Annotated in this window: 16 protein-coding genes and 1 tRNA gene; 12 read left to right on the top strand and 5 right to left on the bottom strand. The window is 42.0% G+C overall.

Annotation, left to right across the window (positions count from 1 at the left end):
- The first annotated feature begins 298 nt into the window (after positions 1 to 298).
- On the top strand, positions 299 to 1,366 hold the full coding sequence (locus tag RM347_RS23550; protein ID WP_322720936.1) for a DMT family transporter: 1,068 nt from the start codon (positions 299 to 301) through the stop codon (positions 1,364 to 1,366).
- Positions 1,367 to 1,556: 190 nt separating this feature from the next.
- Positions 1,557 to 2,699, top strand: a complete 1,143-nt coding sequence (locus RM347_RS23545; RefSeq protein WP_322720937.1) for a peptidoglycan-binding protein — start codon at positions 1,557 to 1,559, stop codon at positions 2,697 to 2,699.
- Between the two features lie 163 nt (positions 2,700 to 2,862).
- Here the strand turns inward: RM347_RS23545 and RM347_RS23540 are convergent, their stop codons facing one another.
- On the bottom strand, positions 2,863 to 3,318 hold the full coding sequence (locus RM347_RS23540; RefSeq protein ID WP_322720938.1) for a DUF2141 domain-containing protein: 456 nt from the start codon (positions 3,316 to 3,318) through the stop codon (positions 2,863 to 2,865).
- A 664-nt stretch (positions 3,319 to 3,982) separates the two neighbouring features.
- Here RM347_RS23540 and RM347_RS23535 point away from each other — a divergent pair.
- The 8 genes from RM347_RS23535 to RM347_RS23500 all read left to right on the top strand — a co-directional run bounded on the left by RM347_RS23535 (position 3,983) and on the right by RM347_RS23500 (position 11,192).
- On the top strand, positions 3,983 to 4,468 hold the full coding sequence (locus RM347_RS23535) for a glutathione peroxidase (protein ID WP_322720939.1): 486 nt from the start codon (positions 3,983 to 3,985) through the stop codon (positions 4,466 to 4,468).
- Between the two features lie 129 nt (positions 4,469 to 4,597).
- Positions 4,598 to 5,422, top strand: coding sequence for an SDR family oxidoreductase (locus RM347_RS23530; protein WP_322720940.1), 825 nt, complete (start codon positions 4,598 to 4,600; stop codon positions 5,420 to 5,422).
- Between the two features lie 21 nt (positions 5,423 to 5,443).
- Positions 5,444 to 6,373, top strand: a complete 930-nt coding sequence (locus RM347_RS23525) for an alpha/beta fold hydrolase (RefSeq protein ID WP_322720941.1) — start codon at positions 5,444 to 5,446, stop codon at positions 6,371 to 6,373.
- A gap of 77 nt (positions 6,374 to 6,450) precedes the next feature.
- Positions 6,451 to 7,185: a glutathione peroxidase gene (locus tag RM347_RS23520; protein WP_322720942.1), complete on the top strand. Its 735-nt coding sequence runs from the start codon at positions 6,451 to 6,453 to the stop codon at positions 7,183 to 7,185.
- 247 nt (positions 7,186 to 7,432) lie between these two features.
- Positions 7,433 to 8,674, top strand: coding sequence for a hypothetical protein (locus RM347_RS23515; RefSeq protein ID WP_322720943.1), 1,242 nt, complete (start codon positions 7,433 to 7,435; stop codon positions 8,672 to 8,674).
- A 36-nt stretch (positions 8,675 to 8,710) separates the two neighbouring features.
- Entirely contained in the window at positions 8,711 to 9,478 is a 768-nt protein-coding gene (locus RM347_RS23510) for a phosphatase PAP2 family protein (protein WP_322720944.1), read from the top strand.
- Between the two features lie 169 nt (positions 9,479 to 9,647).
- A tRNA-Ser gene (locus RM347_RS23505) sits at positions 9,648 to 9,732 on the top strand.
- 278 nt (positions 9,733 to 10,010) lie between these two features.
- Entirely contained in the window at positions 10,011 to 11,192 is a 1,182-nt protein-coding gene (locus RM347_RS23500) for a CapA family protein (RefSeq protein WP_322720945.1), read from the top strand.
- Between the two features lie 93 nt (positions 11,193 to 11,285).
- On the opposite strand, the gene RM347_RS23495 is transcribed toward RM347_RS23500, so the two are convergent.
- Both RM347_RS23495 and rpiA read right to left on the bottom strand, forming a co-directional pair.
- Positions 11,286 to 12,908 (bottom strand): serine/threonine protein kinase, encoded by a 1,623-nt coding sequence (locus RM347_RS23495; protein ID WP_322720946.1) that lies wholly within the window; start codon positions 12,906 to 12,908, stop codon positions 11,286 to 11,288.
- Positions 12,909 to 13,478: 570 nt separating this feature from the next.
- Positions 13,479 to 14,189, bottom strand: a complete 711-nt coding sequence (gene rpiA, locus RM347_RS23490; protein WP_322720947.1) for a ribose-5-phosphate isomerase RpiA — start codon at positions 14,187 to 14,189, stop codon at positions 13,479 to 13,481.
- 260 nt (positions 14,190 to 14,449) lie between these two features.
- Here rpiA and RM347_RS23485 point away from each other — a divergent pair, with 260 nt between their 5' ends.
- Positions 14,450 to 15,124, top strand: coding sequence for an S-layer homology domain-containing protein (locus RM347_RS23485; RefSeq protein ID WP_322721028.1), 675 nt, complete (start codon positions 14,450 to 14,452; stop codon positions 15,122 to 15,124).
- Between the two features lie 30 nt (positions 15,125 to 15,154).
- Here RM347_RS23485 and RM347_RS23480 read toward each other — a convergent pair whose 3' ends face one another.
- Positions 15,155 to 16,411: a hypothetical protein gene (locus RM347_RS23480; RefSeq protein WP_322720948.1), complete on the bottom strand. Its 1,257-nt coding sequence runs from the start codon at positions 16,409 to 16,411 to the stop codon at positions 15,155 to 15,157.
- Positions 16,412 to 16,891: 480 nt separating this feature from the next.
- On the opposite strand from RM347_RS23480, the gene RM347_RS23475 reads away from it, so the two are divergent.
- Positions 16,892 to 18,535, top strand: coding sequence for a metallophosphoesterase family protein (locus RM347_RS23475; RefSeq protein WP_322720949.1), 1,644 nt, complete (start codon positions 16,892 to 16,894; stop codon positions 18,533 to 18,535).
- 156 nt (positions 18,536 to 18,691) lie between these two features.
- On the opposite strand, the gene RM347_RS23470 is transcribed toward RM347_RS23475, so the two are convergent.
- A complete protein-coding gene (locus tag RM347_RS23470; protein WP_322720950.1) occupies positions 18,692 to 19,624 on the bottom strand; it encodes a serine hydrolase in 933 nt (310 codons plus the stop codon).
- Positions 19,625 to 19,627 lie beyond the last annotated feature (3 nt).

The raw sequence follows: 19,627 nt of genomic DNA, 5'->3' as shown, positions 1-19,627 counted from the left end.
ATGTCAGTCCGTGAATGGGCGTGATCACAACGCATCTAAGAATATTCAAACCGTTGGGGCATCAATGGTTGGGTTAGGCGACGTCAGACGGTGTGAAACTGCAATCGCTGTTTGAGCCTAGAATCCCCCGAATCAAATTCGGGGGAGTATGTCAAAATCTTCCGCCTCATGTAACCTTGGCTACATGTGAGTATTAATTCCTTCTCTTTGAGACGCTACACGAACACAAAACTACATAATTCGGTAAAATTGGGTAAAGCAATTTTTGCGCTTGTTAAACAAAGGCATCAGCAAACCCATGCAACTGAAACTCAGTGCATCTCGACTTCCCTTCGCCCCCCTCCTGTTAATTGCCCCCTTTTTCCTATGGGGGACGGCAATGGTAGCCATGAAAGGAGTGATACCCCACACTACACCGCTATTCATGGCGGGTGTGCGTCTGATACCAGCAGGGATGTTAATTCTGATTGCAGCAGCATTCATGGGTAAACCCCAGCCGAAGGGTTGGGCTGCATGGCTGTGGATTGCCTTATTTGCCTTAGTAGATGGGACGCTGTTTCAAGGCTTTTTGGCAGAGGGATTAGTCAGAACCAGTGCGGGGTTAGGCTCTGTGATGATTGACTCCCAACCTTTAGCTGTTGCCTTGCTGTCGTTGTGGCTATTCCAAGAACACATTGGTTTTTGGGGATGGCTGGGACTAGGCTTGGGAGTCACAGGCATTAGTTTAATTGGCTTACCTGATGAGTGGATTCTACATTTTCTCGACTCAGGCGCAAATATCACAATTGGTAACTGGCAAGATTTGTTTGCTAGTGGTGAGTGGTTGATGCTGTTAGCAGCGCTATCAATGGCAGTGGGAACAGTGTTGATTCGGTTTGTGTGCCGACATGCTGACCCTGTAAGCGCTACGGGATGGCACATGATTTTGGGCGGATTGCCACTATGGGGAATTTCATCAGTTGTTGAATCCCAGCAGTGGGAGAATCTGGGAGGATCTGATTTCATAGCCTTGGGTTATGCTACCGTATTTGGCAGTGCGATCGCCTACGGGTTATTTTTCTACTTTGCCTCTAGTGGCAGTCTTACCAGTCTTAGTTCCCTCACCTTCCTCACACCCGTCTTTGCCCTACTATTCGGTAATCTCTTCCTCTCAGAAGTCCTCAGTCCGTTGCAATGGATAGGAGTATTTCTCACTTTAATTAGCATCTATCTAATTAACCAACGTGATACTTTAGCAGCGCAAAACGACACAGTTACTGTCGGCGAAATAGCTAATATACAGCAACCAGTTTTAGAAGTATCTGCTAAAAAATTGAACGCCATAACCCTAGCAGTCAGAGAATCTGAACCAGAAATTTTACCCTAACTCGTTAAAGGTAAAAGGAGTGGAAGGCTCGATATATAAGCTTTTTTCCCCTTTAGCCTTTTCCCTTTCCCCCTTAACTGACAAGTATTGATACCCATACCCAATGACAAATGACAGTTAACATTTAGTCATCTAGAAGGTATTGTGGTATCGAAGACTTCAAAAGCACGTTCAGGCTGAAACTTGCAATATGAGGCTATGCCGTTCCTCAATTCTGATATTTACCTGTTTTTCTTGTGTGGGTTTTTACCCAATTCGCTCAAGCACAGCCACACCTAACCTAGCACCTGAAATTTTAGAACTTGCACAAGCTAGTTCGACAGTTACCGCTAGTCCGGCTGTTTTGAGATATGGTAGTCGAAAATCAGATGTGCAGAGATTACAAACCCAATTAAAGCTGTTGGGATATTACAGTGGCGTGGTAGATGGAGAGTACAATGCCAGTACAGAAATTGCTGTAGCTAAATTCCAGAAAGCAAAGGGTTTAAAAGTAGATGGCCTTGCTGGTCTGGCGACTAGGGAGAGACTGCAAGCAGCTTTAGTTAGCAAAAATCAGATTTTCACCTCTCCAATTGTCACCTCTTCTGCTCCAAGTTCCAAACCAACTACAACACCCAAGCCAACTGAGAGAGGTTTTGTCTGGTGGTTATTATTTGCCATCGGGGTTCTAGGAAGTATTGGTGCACTTGTTTACCTGCTGAGGTGGTTTCGTCAGGTCAAACAAGTTCAAAAGTCCGAAATACCTAATATTAAAAGTTTGAGTGAAGCTAACAAATATCCGATGACATCACCCTCACCAGAGACTGTAACTAATCCACAAACAGCTACGCCACCACTAGCCACACAATTGCTGCTATCAGAAAAAACTTCCCGTCTTGCTAAACTAAATATCGTTGACGAATTAATTCAAGACTTACGCAGTCCTGACCCAATGAAGCGGCGCAAGGCTATTTGGGATTTGGGTCAGCAGGGAGATTCGCGGGCAATTCAGCCTATGGTTGACCTGATGATTGATGCTGATTCTCAAGAAAGCAGTTTAATTTTGGCAGCTTTAGCAGAAATTGGCATCCGCACACTCAAACCGATGAACCGTGGTCTAGCAATTTCACTGCAAGATGAAAGTCCACAAGTGCGGCAAAATGCGATCCGTGACCTGACGCGCGTTTATGACATGATGGGTCAAATGAGTCAGATGTTGCGCCATGCGCTGGAAGACCCAGATGCCGAAGTGCAAGCAACAGCACGATATGCTTTAACTCAGATGAATCGAATGCGTGGCTTGCCGGAACAACAGAGTCTATCGGAAGATTCACACAACAATTCACCAGAATAGATCTGAAGTCATTAGATTTTAGATTTTAGACTTCGGCTACGCTCAGTCGAACGATTTTAGATTTTTCCTTAAATCCAAAATCTAAGTTGCGCTGGAAGTGTACCAAAGGTGCGACCTAAAATCAAAAATTGGCAAGTGTACCAAGTTGAAATCTGCTGTCAGCCTAAAAATATTTCAATTGGATTTGGATATCAGTGTCCGGGCCTGCCACCAAAAATGCTGCTTCGCTAAATTTGGCCGCTCTTGCAAGAATTTCTGGGTTCCTGGAAAAACCGAAGCCTTCCCTTGGTATACCAAAAACATTGCTATTGAGAGTGCCGTCATTATTTTGATCGTGGAAGACAGCAACGGCGTAACTACCTGCTTTCAAGTTCTCAAAGGTAATGGGTAAAGGAGTGTCAGTAATTTTGGTGCACTGCTTTTGTAAGACGCGATCGCGATCGCCAGGAAATCCTTCACTGCTAGCAAATATACTGGCACAGACTTGTCCCTCTTTATTCTTCAATCCATCAATTTCTACGGTGAGTTTGCCGTTAAAATTTGCTTTGGCACCAAATGACCATGCCAGATTTCCCAGAACTGCCAATAGCAGTACACTAACTCTCAATCCTCTAACCATAAATTTTTACAATGTAAAATAAGCTTTCACTTTGATTCAGATCGCGCAGACTCATCGTGACATTATTCGGTCAATACTCGCAAGCATCCTGCCATATTTCGTCTCTAGATTTGTCTAAGTAAGTCGGCGTCAACAAAGAGACAAGGGGGCAAAAGGAGGCATATAAGTAAGATATTTCGTGAAATGGTATTAGTTTTTCTGGTGGCGATCGCTAAATTAATAAAGCACCAATCAGGCGAAAAGTAGGAGGTGTATGTGCGAGAAAGATTTTGTATTAAAAATAACGCATATTTGTAAAACATATCCTGAGATAGCGGATTGATCGGGCTATTTAGAGAAGAGTTATTACTCAGGTTAAGTGTAAACTCACAGGCGATCGCTATCTTAATTGATCGGGTGCACTAGTTGATAGCGCAAAGGCAGAGACATTCAGCCTCCTTGTGGTTAGACATCGCCTAGCTCTGCAAGGCATCAATAAGTGAGGGAAACATCTATCAAAACTCCCATACAAGCTTGTAGCCTGAGTTCAACAGAACCATAAATGTAACAAGGCTAACAAACCTAATTTAAGTGGGAGATTTACGGCTTTTTAGTTAAAGAAACCGGGTTTAGAGTACCTGTAATATGGGAGACTTGGCAATATTCCCTATAAATCAAATTCAAGATGAGTAATACAATTTCGGACATTGCAGTCAAGACTATCAATGGTGAGGATAAACAATTAAACGACTATACCGGGAAGGTGCTCTTAATTGTGAATGTGGCTTCCTACTGCGGTTATACTTCTCAATACGAGGGGCTAGAAAAGTTGAACCAGAAGTATGGGAAAGCAGGGTTACATATTTTGGGGTTCCCTTGTAACGATTTTGGAGCACAGGAACCAGGAAGTAATGAAGAGATTGTGCAATTCTGCACGAGTAAATATAGTGTTACCTTTGAACTATTCGATAAAGTTCATGCCAAAGGCTCGCAGCAGCATCCACTTTATGAGCGACTTACCAAAGCTGTTGAGCCAACGGGAACTGTTGCTTGGAACTTTGAAAAATTTTTAGTTAATAAGCAAGGTGAAGTCGTAGCTCGATTTAATAGTAGTGTCCAGCCAAATTCACCAGAGATAATTGCCATAATTGAAAAAGAATTAGCAAAATAGTCATTAGTCATTAAGTTGTACTATTGATATTGATTTTTGGCTTTGGACTTGTAAATTTCTTTAAGTCCAGTGCCTTAATTGAGAATATTGTCTCAATGAGTAGTTTAATTTATTTGTGTCTAATTTGTCATGAACGTTGCAATCATTGGTTGTGGTTATGTTGGTTATAAAGTTGCTCAATATTGGCAGCAAAAAATGAATTTTGTTGTCAGTGTAACCACAACTTCCCCTGAGCGTGTCCCAGTACTACAATCAGTATCCCAAAGAGTTGTAGTAACCTGCGGTAATAACTTAGATAGTCTAAAATCAGTTTTGCACAATCAAGATGTTGTACTTTTGAGTGTTGGGGCAAGAAATGGAGAAGTTTATGAAGAAACTTATCTACAAACTGCCCAAACTTTAGTTTCATCCTTGCAGCAGATTCCGAGTGTGAAACAATTAATATACACAGGGAGTTATTCCGTGTATGGTGACAGAAATGGTGTATGGGTAGATGAAGAAACACCGCTTGCACCTGCTAATCTAAATGCACAGATTCTCCGAAAAACAGAGGATGTATTGCTATCAGCATCTAGCGAAAATCTTCGTGTTTGTATCTTCCGCTTAGGAGGCATTTATGGGACTGGCAGGGAACTGTTGAAAATATTTAGCAGATATTCTGGTACAACCCGTCCGGGCAATGGCGAAGATATCACAAATTGGATTCATCTAGATGATATTGTTGGTGCGATAGAATTTGCCCGTCACCGTCGTTTACAAGGGATTTACAATCTAGTTGATGATGCACATCTCACCAGTCGAGACTTGCTAGATAGCTTATTTGAAAAACATAATTTACCCAAAGTTCAATGGGATACATCCATCAAGAGTACTCGCCCATATAATGCTTGGGTGTCCAATGAAAAACTCAAAGAAGCTGGATACCAATTGATTCATCCACAGATGATTTTTTAGCAAGTATTAAAAACTAGGATCATGCAACCATCTGCTGTAGCTAACACAACCAATTTGACAGCATCTCCTAGCCAGTTTTACAGTTGGCAGAATTATCGCTGCGCCTATGAAGTTCATCAACCAAGTAATACAACCTCTGAGGGCGTTCCCTTACTTTTAATTCATCCTATTGGCGTCGGATTGTCGCGACGATTTTGGCAGCGATTTTGTCGTGAATGGGATAATACAGGTCAACGTAATTCAATTTACAACCCTGATTTACTAGGATGTGGTGAAAGTGATATACCTCATCTGGCTTATACTCCTACTGATTGGGCAGAACAGTTGCAGTACTTTTTACAAACAGTAGTGCAAAAGCCTGTCATTATAGTTGTACAAGGTGCTTTATTACCAGTTGCTATCCAATTAGTCCATAAGGAATCAAATTTAATTGCCGGACTGGTACTTTCTGGCCCTCCAGCATGGGCTTTGATGACAAATAAACCACCAGAATGGCAAGGAAAATTCCTTTGGAATGTGTTAGATTCGCCTTTTGGGAGTGCTTTTTATCGCTATGCACGCACCCCAAAATTTTTGCGTTCTTTTTCGATTCGTCAACTCTTTGCTTCTGAGAATGCTGTGGATGTAGAGTGGTTGAATACATTGCTTGCAGGTGCAGAAAATCCTGCTAGTCGCCATGCAGTGTTTTCTTTTTTAGCAGGGTTTTGGCGACAGGATTATACTAGTTTAATCGCCTCTATTCAGCAACCAACATTAGTGGTTGTGGGGGAAACTGCATCGAGTATTAGCCAAGACAATAGAAAAGAAACGCCAGATGAACGCTTGGCTCACTACCTCGCCTGTTTGCCTCAAGGTCGAGGTATAAAAATAAATGGGCGTAATGTTTTACCCTATGAATCAACTACTGAGTTTGTCGCAGCGATCGCTCCATTCATTAATGAAGTCTTTTAGCTGATTGATAGTTACATTGTACCAGTCTTGCCATGATAGGTTATGACTGGAATTGATTACTAAAGGCAAGCAAAATTATGTTCCCCAATCGCCGAGGAGAAAGAGTTCCCAATGTCACTTTCCATACTCGTGTGGACAACCAATGGGTAGATGTGACAACCAATCAATTGTTTGCTAACAAGACAGTGGTTGTCTTCTCCTTACCAGGTGCTTATACACCGACTTGTTCATCAACCCATCTCCCTGGTTATAACGAATTGGCTGGGGTTTTCAAAGAAAATGGAGTTGATGACATTATCTGTATTTCTGTCAATGATGCCTTTGTGATGAACGAATGGGCAAAGGATCAAGAGGCAGAAAATATCACACTCATTCCCGATGGGAATGGTGAATTTACTGAAGGCATGGGTATGCTGGTAGATAAATCAGACTTGGGGTTTGGGAAGCGATCGTGGCGCTATTCTATGCTGGTGAGAGATGGTGTAATTAACCAGATGTTTATTGAGCCAGATGAGCCAGGAGATCCCTTTAAAGTGTCCGATGCCGAAACAATGCTCAGATACATCAACCCCCAAGCAGTGAAACCCGAAGTAGTTTCCCTGTTTGCGAAAGTTGGTTGTCCCTTCTGTGCTCGTGCTAAGGCGATGCTCAAGGAACATGGCATTAACTACGAAGAAATTACCTTGGGTAAGGATATCACCACACGGTCGTTAAAAGCAGTTACGGGTGCGACAACAGTTCCCCAAGTCTTTATCGATGGTAAATTAATTGGTGGTTCTGAGGCACTAGAAGCCTACTTTGCTGCTAAATAGATTTTTAGTAGGGGCGCACAGCCATCAACTGTGTCAACTTCAGGTGAAAATCATCATATCTTTGACCGCAGCCTGATTTAGGAAAATTGAAAGCTACAGATCCCCGATTTTTTTGAGAAGTCGGGGATCTTGTTTATCGTCAGCAATTAACAAATCTTCAGGTGAATAGATGTATTTTTGCCCAGCTACTCACTACTTATCATATAAAATTGATTCGGATTGAATTTATATTAATTTAAAAGACAATATGTTCGCCAGAATCCGCCGAATTTTAAGTCAATTTTTTAGTAAATCAAGAACAATCAACAACGAACCACTGAATAAAGTGAGTTTGGTTGTGATTATTTTAATTGATATTTTTATTTTGATTAATGTTTTTACGGGACTGGATGATATTAGCAGATGGCATCTCAGTCCCACTGAGGCTTATCCATGTTATGCAGAGTGGCAAAATTACCGGACAAAAACCACTCAGGATAAAGACTATGAAATTGTTAGACTTTCATTGCTATATAACACCAACAATCAACTCAGTTTTCAGCGAAACTATCAACAAGCTGAAGCAGGACATCTAGGTAAGGTTTCTAAAACTTGCTTGCAATATGCTGACTACAAAGATAAGATTAACAATCCCGAAAAGCAGCAAATCATCAAAAATATTGATCAAAAACAAGCAAAAATCAGTAGGCTTGAACAAGCCAATAGCACTATTAAATCCCAATATGACTCAACGCTCTTAGAAAAAATTGCAGGTCAGGGTCGTGAACAATCAATTAATCAAGTCAGTGCGGAAAAAGCTAAACAGACATTAGAACAAAATAATCGCCAAATTTCTACCCTTAAACAAGAAAGTTCTACTCTTAAAAATGAACTGCTTGCCAAACCAGAAAGCATTAATTTTATAGCTTTTCTTAAAGATGATAATCAATTTAGGGAAGTTGACAAAGGCTATCAGCAGGCGTCATTTTGGTATCCAAGTATCCAACTTGCTTTTCAGTCCCTCTTTCTTCTACCGCTGATTCTCATTGCCTTATCAGTTCATAGATTTGCCCAAGGAAGAGGATATGGACTCATCTCACTAATTAGCTGGCATTTGCTAGTTATCTTTTTTATCCCACTAATTGTTAAAATATTTGAATTTCTTCAAATAGGTGCAATTTTTAAATTTCTCTTTGAGATCATTAGCGCCATTTTTGGTGGTCTCCTTTTCCTGATTAATTATTTTTATATCTTGCTGATTCCAATTATTGGTTTTGGAATTATCCAGTTTTTCCAAAAATTTGTCTTTAATGCTAAAGTCCAAGCAGCTAGCAGAGTTCAAAAATCACGCTGTGTCAATTGTGCTAAGAAAGTTCGACATAGTGATAGTTACTGTCCGCACTGCGGTTATTATCAATATATTGAATGTCAAAACTGTCATAATCTTACTTATAAACATTTGTCGTATTGTAAACATTGTGGAACTTCTCAAAATACCAGTAATTTGTAATTAGTGAAGTCGTTTATCAGTCTTTTTAACTGAGATATGGAAAAAGTGAAAAAAGCCAATAAAGAGAGTCAGTCGCCGCTTTCTTTTCTCAAAAACCTGTTGATTGCTCGTTGGCGATCGCTCTTACTCCTCTTAATTGGAGTATATTTACCTTTGCAGGTTTTTGAAATCCTCACAGTGAAGATATGGCAGAATCAAGCTGGCTTCCCGTGGGATGTCCCTATTCTGTTAGCAGTTCATTCTACAGCAAACCCACAGCTGGATGTTTTAGCAGTGACCCTAGCTATAATTGGGTTGCCTTGGATGGCGATACCGATTTTGGGTGCGATCGCACTAATATTACTACTTAAAAAACGCTGGCGATCGCTAGCTTATTTACTCACCGCCTCATTGGGAAGTGTGATCATCAACCGCACAGCAAAGCAATTAATGCATCGAGTGCGTCCACAATTGTGGCAGTCCATTGCACCTGAGTCTAGTTTTGCATTTCCCAGTGGTCATGCCATGACGAGTATAACTCTGGTAGCAATTTTGCTATTCTTAACTTGGGCTAGCTCCTGGCGCTGGTTGGTTCTCATATTCGGCAGCTTATATATAATCGCTATTGGGTGGTGTCGTCTCTATCTGGGGGTTCACTTTCCCAGTGATATTCTCGCAGGTTGGATGGTTGCATTAGGTTGGACAATTGGCGTCAGTCTAATTATCAAACCGTATATAACTACAGCCAAATCTGTAGATGGCGAACGCCCTAAGGATGAAACTACCCTACTCCCTGAAGAAAAAAAGTTGATAACTAAGGACTGAAGTCTAGTTTGATGTCTACAGCAAAATGCTTTGGGTTTCAGCAACTCAATTAGGCGATCGCTTAATTGAGCAACAATGCTATAATTGCATAGGGAATGCGCTAAAATTTCCCAATTACTTCACGGCATTTGAATTTAGAATAAATACTCAAATGTCTGAATAAATAGCTGGAGAGGTGTCCGAGCGGTTCATGGTGACGCACTCGAAATGCGTTTTGGGGAAACTCAACGGGGGTTCGAATCCCCCCCTCTCCGTTCAAAAAGATTACTGAAGAACTAGTACACTGAGGCGGCAATTTGCCTGCCTTTAACCAGTTGCTTGGTTAATAGAGATGGTAGCTGGATTTACATCGTGCTGTACTAGACAACCTGATAGTGTTTGGCTTGAGAAATGGGATCTATGATTATTTGCCAGTCAAATGGGATTATGCTTCCGTATTTACCTAGTCAGATATTTACCAAAGGACACTAAAATATACACCGATAGCACAGGTTTTTGGGATAAACTAATGCCATCGTGTGAGGAGTGAACGATGGTAAATCGCAGCTTGGGGCGAGTATTCTCATTTAGTTTTATTAGTATCTGTTTATATCTAGGTATTAGTCTAGGAGTCATTGTCCGGCTTGGGCAATCACAGCGATTAAACGCTGCTACTACACCTACCGAGCCTGTGCTATTTCCATTAGCTATCCCTGAACTTACGCCATCAACAACAGAACAACAAACCTTTCCAGACACTATTACCATCAAAGCCGTTGGAGATATTATTCCTGGCACTAATTTCCCTAACCATAGATTACCCCGGTTTCGAGATCAATTATTACCAAAGTCAGTGAGAACTCACTTGCAAGGATCTGATATCTTATTTGGTAATTTTGAAAGTAGCCTAACTAATTATCCGTATACCACCAAAGATATTAGTCGAGGACAAGTTTTTGCCTTCCGCTCTCCACCAGCATACGCCCAGCTATTTGCTGAGGCTGGTTTTAATGTGTTCAATATGGCGAATAACCATGCAATGGACTTCGGCCCGGTAGGGTTCAAAGATACAAAGAAAAATCTTGAGGCTGTGGGCATTGCAACATTAGGTCATAAAAATCAAATTCTTTATTTGGAAGCTAATAATATCCCAGTGGCAATGGTTGGGTTTTCTCCTTATGAAATGTATAATTCCATTCATAATTTAGGAGCAGCTAAAGCACTTGTAGCAGAAGCCAAAAATAAAGCCAACATTGTAGTAGTATCGATGCACGCTGGAGCCGAAGGAACAGGAGCACTACACGTTAAGAATCAGACAGAGTTTTTTTATGGAGAAAACCGAGGTAATTCGATCAAGTTTGCTCGAAATATGATTGATGCGGGAGCAGACTTAGTACTAGGACATGGGCCTCACGTTCCGAGAGCGATGGAAATTTATAAAGGAAAAATTATTGCCTATTCTTTAGGAAACTTTTTGGGATATCGGACTTTATCTACAAATGCCCAAACAGGTGACTCAATGATTTTAGAAGTCAAACTCAATTCAGAGGGAGATTTGGTATCAAGTAAAATTATCCCTGTTCGGATGGATCGGCAAGGGATTCCTCATATTGATCAGAGTTTTCAGACTGTAAGACTTATGCGTTATTTGAATAATCATGCTTTTCCCAAGAATCCGATGAAGATTAATAAAAAGGGAGAAGTTGTTGTACAGAATAGGCTTGATCCTTCCTAACCCTCCTTAAAAAGCAGGGAATTAGAGCTAGCCTTTTTAAGAAGAGCCAGCGCCCTGCTTCGCCAAAATCCAAAATCCATAATCTAAAATTGACTAATTATTGTCATCTTGTAGCTTTTCCTCAAACTTCTGAACATTCTGGGGTTGACTATTAGTCGGTGAATTTTGCTTTTCCAGTGTTGGTACTACTACAGCAGAAGGATCTGATTGTTTGGATTCCGTTAGTGGCGCTGCTGGTATAACTACAGGGTTTGACGGATTCACAGGTTGAGGGGAAGCAGAGTTTTGACTAGAAGGGGGTAAGTTATTTTGTGGTAATGGTGCGGGGGAAGCATTACGAGATGAGCGGATGGCCCGTAGTTTCTCCACTAGCGAGGGTGTGGGTGAAACGCTAGGTGAAGGTGTGGATTGTCCGGAATTGCCGCGTTGCAATTCTCCTGTAGGGCTGCTGCTGGAAGATTCTTCTTGGGAAGAACGACGATTGCGTCGGCGCTGCTTGGAATTAGAAACAGGTGGTGATTCAGTTCTTGAGGTGCTGTTAGTTTCTTCACCTCCGGGTGAAGATGTACTATCGAAGTTAGGTACTTTCGTGCCTGTTTCTTGAGTTGGCTGTTCAAAAAGCGGCTTTGCAGTTGGCTGTTGCTGAGATTTGGGTAAAATGCTCGTGATCCCAAAACCTGCTGTAGCAGCAACTAGGGCTACACCTATACCAATAAATACCTTAGATGACCCCAGCTTTTTACCCAGTAAAGTTTCCTTATCGATGCCTGGGTTGGGCTGCGCCAACGCAGATGGTCTATGACTACGATTTTGGGCAGTTTTCCCAATTAAAGTCGCTGCCTGTTGGTCAGATAAATTGACAGTTGGCACTGCATAAGTAGGTAAAACTTGCGGTGTTACATTCATTCCATTTCCAGGTAGCAATTGCAGCCACTCAGCAACTGTCGCTGGCCGAAAACGAGACTCCACCGCCATCCCGCGCATTACTGCCTGGTTGACAGCAGCGCTCAAGTGTGGTTGCAATTCGCGGGGGGAAGGCATTTGCTCGCGATCGCGCAATAATGCTGGCATAGGAACTTGGGCTGTCAACAGCGCATACAAGGTTGCTGCTAAACCATAAACATCCGTGGCGGGTGTACGTGGCGCTTGCGTCATATACTGCTCAATGGGAGAATAACCCTCAGAAACCAGACCTGTATGAGTCTGCCTCACACCGCCATTAAATTCCCTGGCAATACCAAAATCAATCAATACTACTTCCTGCGTTCCAAGGCGAAGGATGATATTATCTGGTTTGACATCGCGGTGTAACAAACCGTTGTTGTGTACTACCTGCAACGCTGCCCCAATTTGCCGGATGTAATGAATTGCTGTGGCTTCAGGCAAAGTTATCCCTGGTAATACAAATGCGTCTCCCAAGGTTTCGCCAGGAATATATTCCATCACCATGTAAGGCAGTCCAGCTTCCACAAAAAAGTCACTGACTCGGACTATATTTGGGTGGATACACGTAGCTAATCGTCTGGCTTCATCTTGGAATTGGCGCTCGAATTTGGCAAAATCAGGATGTTGTCGCAGTCGTTCATTGATGGTTTTCATCACCACTTCCTGACCCAAGTAGTGATGTGTAGCTTTAAACGTAATGCCAAAGCCACCCCGCCCTATTTCTTGAATTAGGGTATATTTACCATCCTGCAAAATTGTGCCTGCTAACATAAAGAGTTCTGAGTCCTGAGTGAGCAGATAAGTAGCGAGTCCTGAGTCTTGAGGGATTTCCCAAAAATTTTCCCATATTTTTATAGGGCAGGATTCTTGCCTGTCTATTTTACGGGATGATTTAGTTGTTGGAATTCCTTAAGTGAGAAAAACCTCCCCACGATCGCAACAGTTTTATCTTTCTCAGATGATAACGCGGGAGTACGGCAAGCCTAAACCGGAAGACAGGCTAAGGCTGTTTTTTAGGTTTTATAAAAGTCATTTTCAGAAAGCTATATATTAACTTACCGTTCGCGCAATCGAGCATGAGTTTGATGAAATAAGGGATAGTATCCAAGCAGGCGATAGTTTTCACTACCCCATGTGCCAGGAAGAGACTTGTGTATGATGTAACAATTTGAGGGTAGGCGTGAAAAATGGCACATTTACCTCAAACAATAATCTCAGAGCGAATAGATGATGTTCTGCTACTAATCGTTATCTTCAAAAGTATCTTTTCTATTAGCGAAGAGGATGTCTATTGCTTAATTTTGGATTTTAGATGTCTCTAAAATCCAAAATCCAAAATTCTTAAAGTTGCCGCACTAATGGCTGACCATCTTTGACTTCACCAATTAAAACTAAATCGACACAGTTAACAAAAATGCCATTTTCCAGGACGCCGGGAATGTTATTCAATGTCTTTTCTAGGTTGGCTGGATCTTCAATAGAGTCAAATCTGACATCTAAGACAAAGTTTCCTTGATCGGTAATTACTGGCCCAGCTTTTTTTACACCCATGCGGAGTTCTGGTTTGCCACCGAGTTTTTTGATGGCATTGGTAACAGGAGTAATTGCCATTGGAATCACTTCTACTGGTACAGCGAAACTAGAACCTAAGCGGTCTACTAACTTGCCACTGTCTACCACGACGATGAATTGTTCTGCTAGGTAGTCAACGACTTTTTCGCGGGTATGTGCTGCACCACCGCCTTTAATCAAATTCTTCTGCGGATCGACTTCATCTGCCCCATCAATGGCAATATCGATGTGGTCAATAGCGTCCAAGGTGGCGAGAGGGACACCATACTGCTTCGCCAGCACTTCTGACTGAAACGAGGTAGGTATACCAATGATATCTTTGAGTTCACCAGACTTGAGGCGATCGCCCAAAAACTGAATCGTATATGCTGTAGTTGACCCCGTACCCAACCCCACAATGGAACCCGACTTTACCAGGGCTGCGGCGGCTTTGCCAACTTCTTGCTTCATCAACTTTACGGGATCTGCTGCTGCTGTCATTCCCAAAACTCCTGAAAAACTGACTATAGTCCATAGTAGTGGGCAGATAACGCCAAAAGATGAAAGCTAAAAAACAAGTTTTTGCTGATTTCTACTTCCTTGATTATGAAAACCAGCTAACACCCTACGTAGCTACGCAACATTGCCCAGCCTAAATTCGTCAATCGCTGAGTTACAGGTTATTAGCAACACCAAATTTTGCGTTAACCTCAGTAACGTAGTTTTTTCAATTCATTTAGCAGCTAAAAGTGGTTATCATGATGCGTCAGCTTTCAATTACTCTATCTTTAATGGCACTATTACAAAGCTTGCCAGCAATTGCTCAAGTGCCAGAAACTACTTCTGGAATACCATCTGATTCCATTCAACAGGTAACTGCTGTCAAATGGATGACAAACTTTCCCGATGGCAAGTTTTATCCAGAAAGGTTAGTGAGTCGAGCAGAATTAGCGTCGATTATGGTAAAAGCATTTCGGCTCGATAAAAGAGAAGCTGTTAACAAAGAAAATTTAGCGATTCCAGATGTTCCTCGGTCTTATTGGGCATTTAATGATATACAGACAGTCTTAAAAACTGACATCATGAAAGGCTATCGGGGCAATGAATTCTTCCCTAACCAAAAGGTGACAAGGGCAGAAGCTCTTGCTATTTTCGCCCAGGCTTATGGTGTATTTCAGTTTCCCGATGCTGCTGTGAATGAAATTCTGGCTTCACATCCAGATGAAAAGTCTATCCCAGCTTGGGCTAGAAAAGCGATCGCTACAGTAGCTACTGAGGGATTTTTGAACACAGATGCTCAAGGCAATATTTCTCCATTAAAACCCGTGACCCGTGGGGATATGGCTTATGTATTGAGTAAATATTTGCAACGACAACAGCGACAACCTGAAACACCAGAAGTTCCAGTTATTCCAAATAGCCCCCAATCACCTTAATTAGACTTTATCCAGGCAAGGTGCTGAAAATCACCTTTGCTCCGAACCTCTATACTTATCTCGAATCTGGCGAAGATATAAGGAATTAGACTGTGTTGGTTGCTGCAACACATTATTCCCATAATTAAATTGTGGTGGTTGCGTCGGTTGCTGCAACCCATAATTCCCATAAGTAGATTGTGGTAGGTAATTCGGCTGCTGCAAGCCATAATTGCCATATCCCGCAGGGTTTGTGGGTGTGACAACGCCTTGACTTGGACTCTGGCTAGAGTAGGGTGCAATATTACTTGGTGCGGCAGAGGTACCAGGGGGCGTCACTGGTGCTAAATTAGGCACTACCTGACCGTTATTTAAATTATTGTAGGGATTTTGCGGTAAGTTTGTACCTGTTGACGTATAACCTGTACCAGTCCCATTATTAGGCAATACCTGACCGTTATTTAAATTATTATAGGGATTTTGTGGTGAGTTCGTACCCGTTGAGGTGTAGCCTGTCCCAGCATTGAATCCACTACTTGGTAGAGAATTCTGACTCTGTAAGCTGTTGATGGGTGGCATTAGCGTTGTTCCTGGCTCAGAGACTCCACCCAAGGCATTTGTCTGAGTTGCAGTACCATTGAAGCTAGACAATTTCTGGTTTGTCGATTGGTTAAGCGCTGCTTGCAAAGGGGTGATAGAGAGAGAATTTTGATTCTTCTTGGTTTGATTAGTCAATCCAGTACCCAGGCTAGAGGATGTTTGTTCCCCCTCCGTTGGTTCAGACGCCGCAGTTAAGGTTTTAAGACCAAGAAACGGGTTATTACTATCAACCGTCCCAGTACGCAATAAATTTTCTGTTTGGATAACAAAGGGATTTTTTACGGCTGAGGAGGTGTCGCCATTAACGCCTAAACCAGGAGTTAATTTGGTATCACTAGCAGACTTTTGTTTGTTAATTACATCCTCTAATAAGCCTTTGCTATTTTTTGCCTCAGTCTTTTCCTTAGGGGTATTAGCCGTTAATGAGAGAGTTGCTTCATCAAAGTCATTATACAAAACAGGCAGGTTATCAATATCCGCTGCAATGGCTCTATTTTCTGCTGACAGGGAGGAATCCGCAGGCTTTGGTGAAGCGATTTGGTTTTTTTGCTTATAAACGAAAAAATCTGGGTTTGACCAGTATTCCCAGGTTACTAGCCCTACTACAGATAAAAAAATTGCAGTTCCCCAAAAACCAGGTCGCCCTAGATTCCGTAATCTGGCTCTGAGATAGCGTAAGTAGGCGGGAGGATAATGACGATTCGGCATAGGATTGTTAATTGAAATTTACTATAAATTTGTAAAATTTAACGAAGAAGCATTGCTGTTTAATGCTTTTGCTTGCCTCAGAAGAAAATATCTCAACTGAAGTTCGATTGTGATTTCATCCTAACTTCTCAAGAAATTATTAGTCATTAGTAATAGACATCTGGTAGTCAAAAATTTACTTTTTCCTCTCTTGTCAAAATTTTACACTAAACGGTTTAGTTTGAAAGAGTGAGAGCTTCGCCAGTTCTTTACCTATTATCAGTCTCAAACACCTGTAAAATGTGCAAGTATTGGTCGGCAAACTTTAATTACGGGTAATTTTAGAACATCTATGACGAAATAAAACAACTATAGGACTCTGGTTTGATTTTTGAAAATATGCTGAGACGTTTAAGCAGCCGCAAAATCTCCTCAGTGGCGATGTTTGTGCTTGTTATATGCTTTACTCTGGTAAGTGTGCGTTCATTTGGGCAATCAATTATGACATCAGCACCCCAACTGCTCACCGATCCATTTTTGCAACTGCCAACGGAAACCTCAGTGCGAGTAGTTTGGTTTACTGAGTTTGCTGGTGTTAATCATACAGTAACCTACGGTGAAAATCTCAAACTAACTGCTAAGGCTAAGGCAAATATTACCAAACTCAGCCGCACGCGTGAAGACCAAGAGTCAAGAGTTGCAAACCAAACCAAAGACGGCGAAGTTTATCAAAAACCCGTCCAGCGTGATATTTGGCGACATGAGGCTGAGGTAACTGGGTTAACTCCTGATGTGCGGGTAAATTATCGCGTCACGAGTGTACGAGAAGACGGCGAGAGTGTTGAGAGTGATGTTTTTACCCTCGCAGCTACTCCGAAAGCAGATACACCATTAAAAATTTTACTCACCTCTGACCATCAATTAAAGCCGATGACAGCAGCAAATCTGCAAAAGGTGGTAGAAACAATTGGACGAGTCGATGGAGTATGGTTTGCTGGTGATTTGGTGAATGTTAGCGATCGCGCCTCAGAATGGTTTGATGATAATAGGGGTGGTGCGTTGTTTCCCGGTTTACAAGGTCGTGCTAAATATGACATGACGCACGACGGTGTTAAGACAACCTACACTGGTGGACAAATAATTCAACATGCACCCATGTTTACTTGTATTGGCAATCATGAGGTAATGGGGCGATTTGCCAGAAGGGGAAGTTTAGATGATGAATTTGATGATACAATTCCCCGTGCCGTTGCTCAAAAAATCTATCGAGACAAATCTTTAATAGATAATTCTTTTAATACTAATACCTACGAAGAGATTTTCTCTTTACCAAAAAGTAAAGAGGGTGGAAAAAGGTATTATGCAGTCAGTTTTGGTGATGTGCGTTTGGTGGTACTTTACGCTACGAATATGTGGCGGACTCCTAGCTTAGATAGAAAGCGTAGGGGTAGATATCAAGAAGCCGAAAAGGATTTAAATAATCCGGAAAATTGGGGTTATGGACAGCTGATTTATGAGCCAATTGCTAAAGGCAGCAAGCAGTACAATTGGCTGGAGTCAGAACTTAACAGCCCTGAGTTTCAACAAGCAAAATACAAAGTTGTAATGTTTCATCATCCGCCCCATACTCTGGGTGATAATATAGTTCCTGCTTATACAGAACCAGTACAGATAATTGAACGGGATAATAATATCAAAGCAGTGCGTTATGAGTACCCCAAAGACGCAGATTATATCATCCGCGATGTTGTCCCTTTACTAGAAGCAGCTAATGTGCAATTGGTATTCTATGGGCATTCTCATTTGTGGAATCGCTTTGTTAGTTCCAGTGGAATGCACTTTCTAGAAACATCTAATGTGGGCAATACTTATGGTGCTGCTTGGGGTGACAGAAAGCGAGAAGTGCCAATTGGATATCAAGAGGATTATGTTAAGCTTGGCGATCCCAATGGGTTAGAACCGATAGTGCCAACAATTTCACCCTTGCTGGGTGAAGATGGAAAGCCGATGCCTTATATTGCGAGTAATGATATTACGGTTTTTAGTATCTTTGATACGGGGACGGGGACGATAAGTAGTTATCGTTTTGATACTCGCAAGCCTGATTCGGAAGTATTAAAGTTTGACGAATTTAAGTTGAAATAGTTGAAATAGCCAGGGCGAATGGAATTCGCGGCTACACAAACAAAGTCCGCCTCCGCGGACTAAGAAAAAATTGAGGGTTTGAACCCACGGAGGTGGGTTTTGCCTGTTTAGGTGCGGTTTCTAACTGCCGATTTCACTTAAGTTCACAGGAGTAGATTATAGACTGCTAATCGCTTCGGTAACTCGCCCAGAAACAAAGGGCAAAATAGCCTGACTCATAGCCTGTGCTTTGCCTTCAGTAAATACCACTAAGAGGTAAGGGCGCTGTTCTGGTAACTCAATATACGCGGCATCATGGCGAACTTGACTTGTCCAGCCTGCTTTTGACCAAATTTGAGCATTTTCAGGAAGTCCACCACCTAAGAAACCTGTTACCTGATTTTCTTCGGTGTCAGATGGCAAATCGTTGAGAGTCCGTTTGAGCAAAGCCATCATTGCTTGCGATCGCCCACTTGAAACCGCCACCCCACCTACAATACTATGCAGTAACCGAGCGATCGCATTTGTAGTCAACATATTGCGATTTTCCAGTAACTCTCCCACAAACGCCCGTTCCCGTCCATAAGGGCCATCACCCCAAGTTTTTTGACAGACGTTTATCGTCTCCATTTCTTCCCAACCCAAAGATTGGTAATAGCGGTTAACAATATTACGTTGATATTTCCAGGTTTCAAAGGGCCCGGTTGGTAATTCTGGTCCTGAGGTAGTACCAGTCAAAATATCCACAACCAAGCTGGTAGCATCGTTACTAGAATCAACAATCATATCCCGCAAGGCGCGTTCCAACTCCTTGGAGGTTTGACTCATGCCTTTTTCTAGCCATTCATTTACCGCCACCAGGTAAAATAGCTTGACTACACTGGCGGGATAAATCCGCTCAACACCACGATAAGTGAAACCACGAACTGGGTGATCCCAAAAAGCGTTGGGAGTCAGCGCCCCACCAGTATTTACTAGCACTGGGGGATCGTAAACAACCCAAGTCAGGGCAATTTGATTACGGGCTAAGGTCGGAAATGCTGCCCAAGTTGCATCTAAAATGCCTAACCCAAGATTTTCGAGTTGTTCGTCTTTATTAAAAAAAATCATTCT

Source organism: Nostoc sp. ChiQUE02 (assembly GCF_034531305.2).
Lineage (GTDB): Bacteria > Cyanobacteriota > Cyanobacteriia > Cyanobacteriales > Nostocaceae > Nostoc.
Note: the sequence above shows the minus strand (reverse complement) of the source record. Positions and strands in the feature narration are given on the sequence as shown.

Bases quoted from the DNA above. Each gene is read 5' to 3' on its own strand.
- RM347_RS23550 (WP_322720936.1), top strand. From the start codon at position 299: ATGCAACTGAAACTCAGTGCATCTCGACTTCCCTTCGCCCCCCTCCTG.
- RM347_RS23545 (WP_322720937.1), top strand. From the start codon at position 1,557: ATGAGGCTATGCCGTTCCTCAATTCTGATATTTACCTGTTTTTCTTGT.
- RM347_RS23540 (WP_322720938.1), bottom strand. From the start codon at position 3,318: ATGGTTAGAGGATTGAGAGTTAGTGTACTGCTATTGGCAGTTCTGGGA.
- RM347_RS23535 (WP_322720939.1), top strand. From the start codon at position 3,983: ATGAGTAATACAATTTCGGACATTGCAGTCAAGACTATCAATGGTGAG.
- RM347_RS23530 (WP_322720940.1), top strand. From the start codon at position 4,598: ATGAACGTTGCAATCATTGGTTGTGGTTATGTTGGTTATAAAGTTGCT.
- RM347_RS23525 (WP_322720941.1), top strand. From the start codon at position 5,444: ATGCAACCATCTGCTGTAGCTAACACAACCAATTTGACAGCATCTCCT.
- RM347_RS23520 (WP_322720942.1), top strand. From the start codon at position 6,451: ATGTTCCCCAATCGCCGAGGAGAAAGAGTTCCCAATGTCACTTTCCAT.
- RM347_RS23515 (WP_322720943.1), top strand. From the start codon at position 7,433: ATGTTCGCCAGAATCCGCCGAATTTTAAGTCAATTTTTTAGTAAATCA.
- RM347_RS23510 (WP_322720944.1), top strand. From the start codon at position 8,711: ATGGAAAAAGTGAAAAAAGCCAATAAAGAGAGTCAGTCGCCGCTTTCT.
- RM347_RS23500 (WP_322720945.1), top strand. From the start codon at position 10,011: ATGGTAAATCGCAGCTTGGGGCGAGTATTCTCATTTAGTTTTATTAGT.
- RM347_RS23495 (WP_322720946.1), bottom strand. From the start codon at position 12,908: ATGTTAGCAGGCACAATTTTGCAGGATGGTAAATATACCCTAATTCAA.
- rpiA (WP_322720947.1), bottom strand. From the start codon at position 14,189: ATGACAGCAGCAGCAGATCCCGTAAAGTTGATGAAGCAAGAAGTTGGC.
- RM347_RS23485 (WP_322721028.1), top strand. From the start codon at position 14,450: ATGCGTCAGCTTTCAATTACTCTATCTTTAATGGCACTATTACAAAGC.
- RM347_RS23480 (WP_322720948.1), bottom strand. From the start codon at position 16,411: ATGCCGAATCGTCATTATCCTCCCGCCTACTTACGCTATCTCAGAGCC.
- RM347_RS23475 (WP_322720949.1), top strand. From the start codon at position 16,892: ATGACATCAGCACCCCAACTGCTCACCGATCCATTTTTGCAACTGCCA.
- RM347_RS23470 (WP_322720950.1), bottom strand. From the start codon at position 19,624: ATGATTTTTTTTAATAAAGACGAACAACTCGAAAATCTTGGGTTAGGC.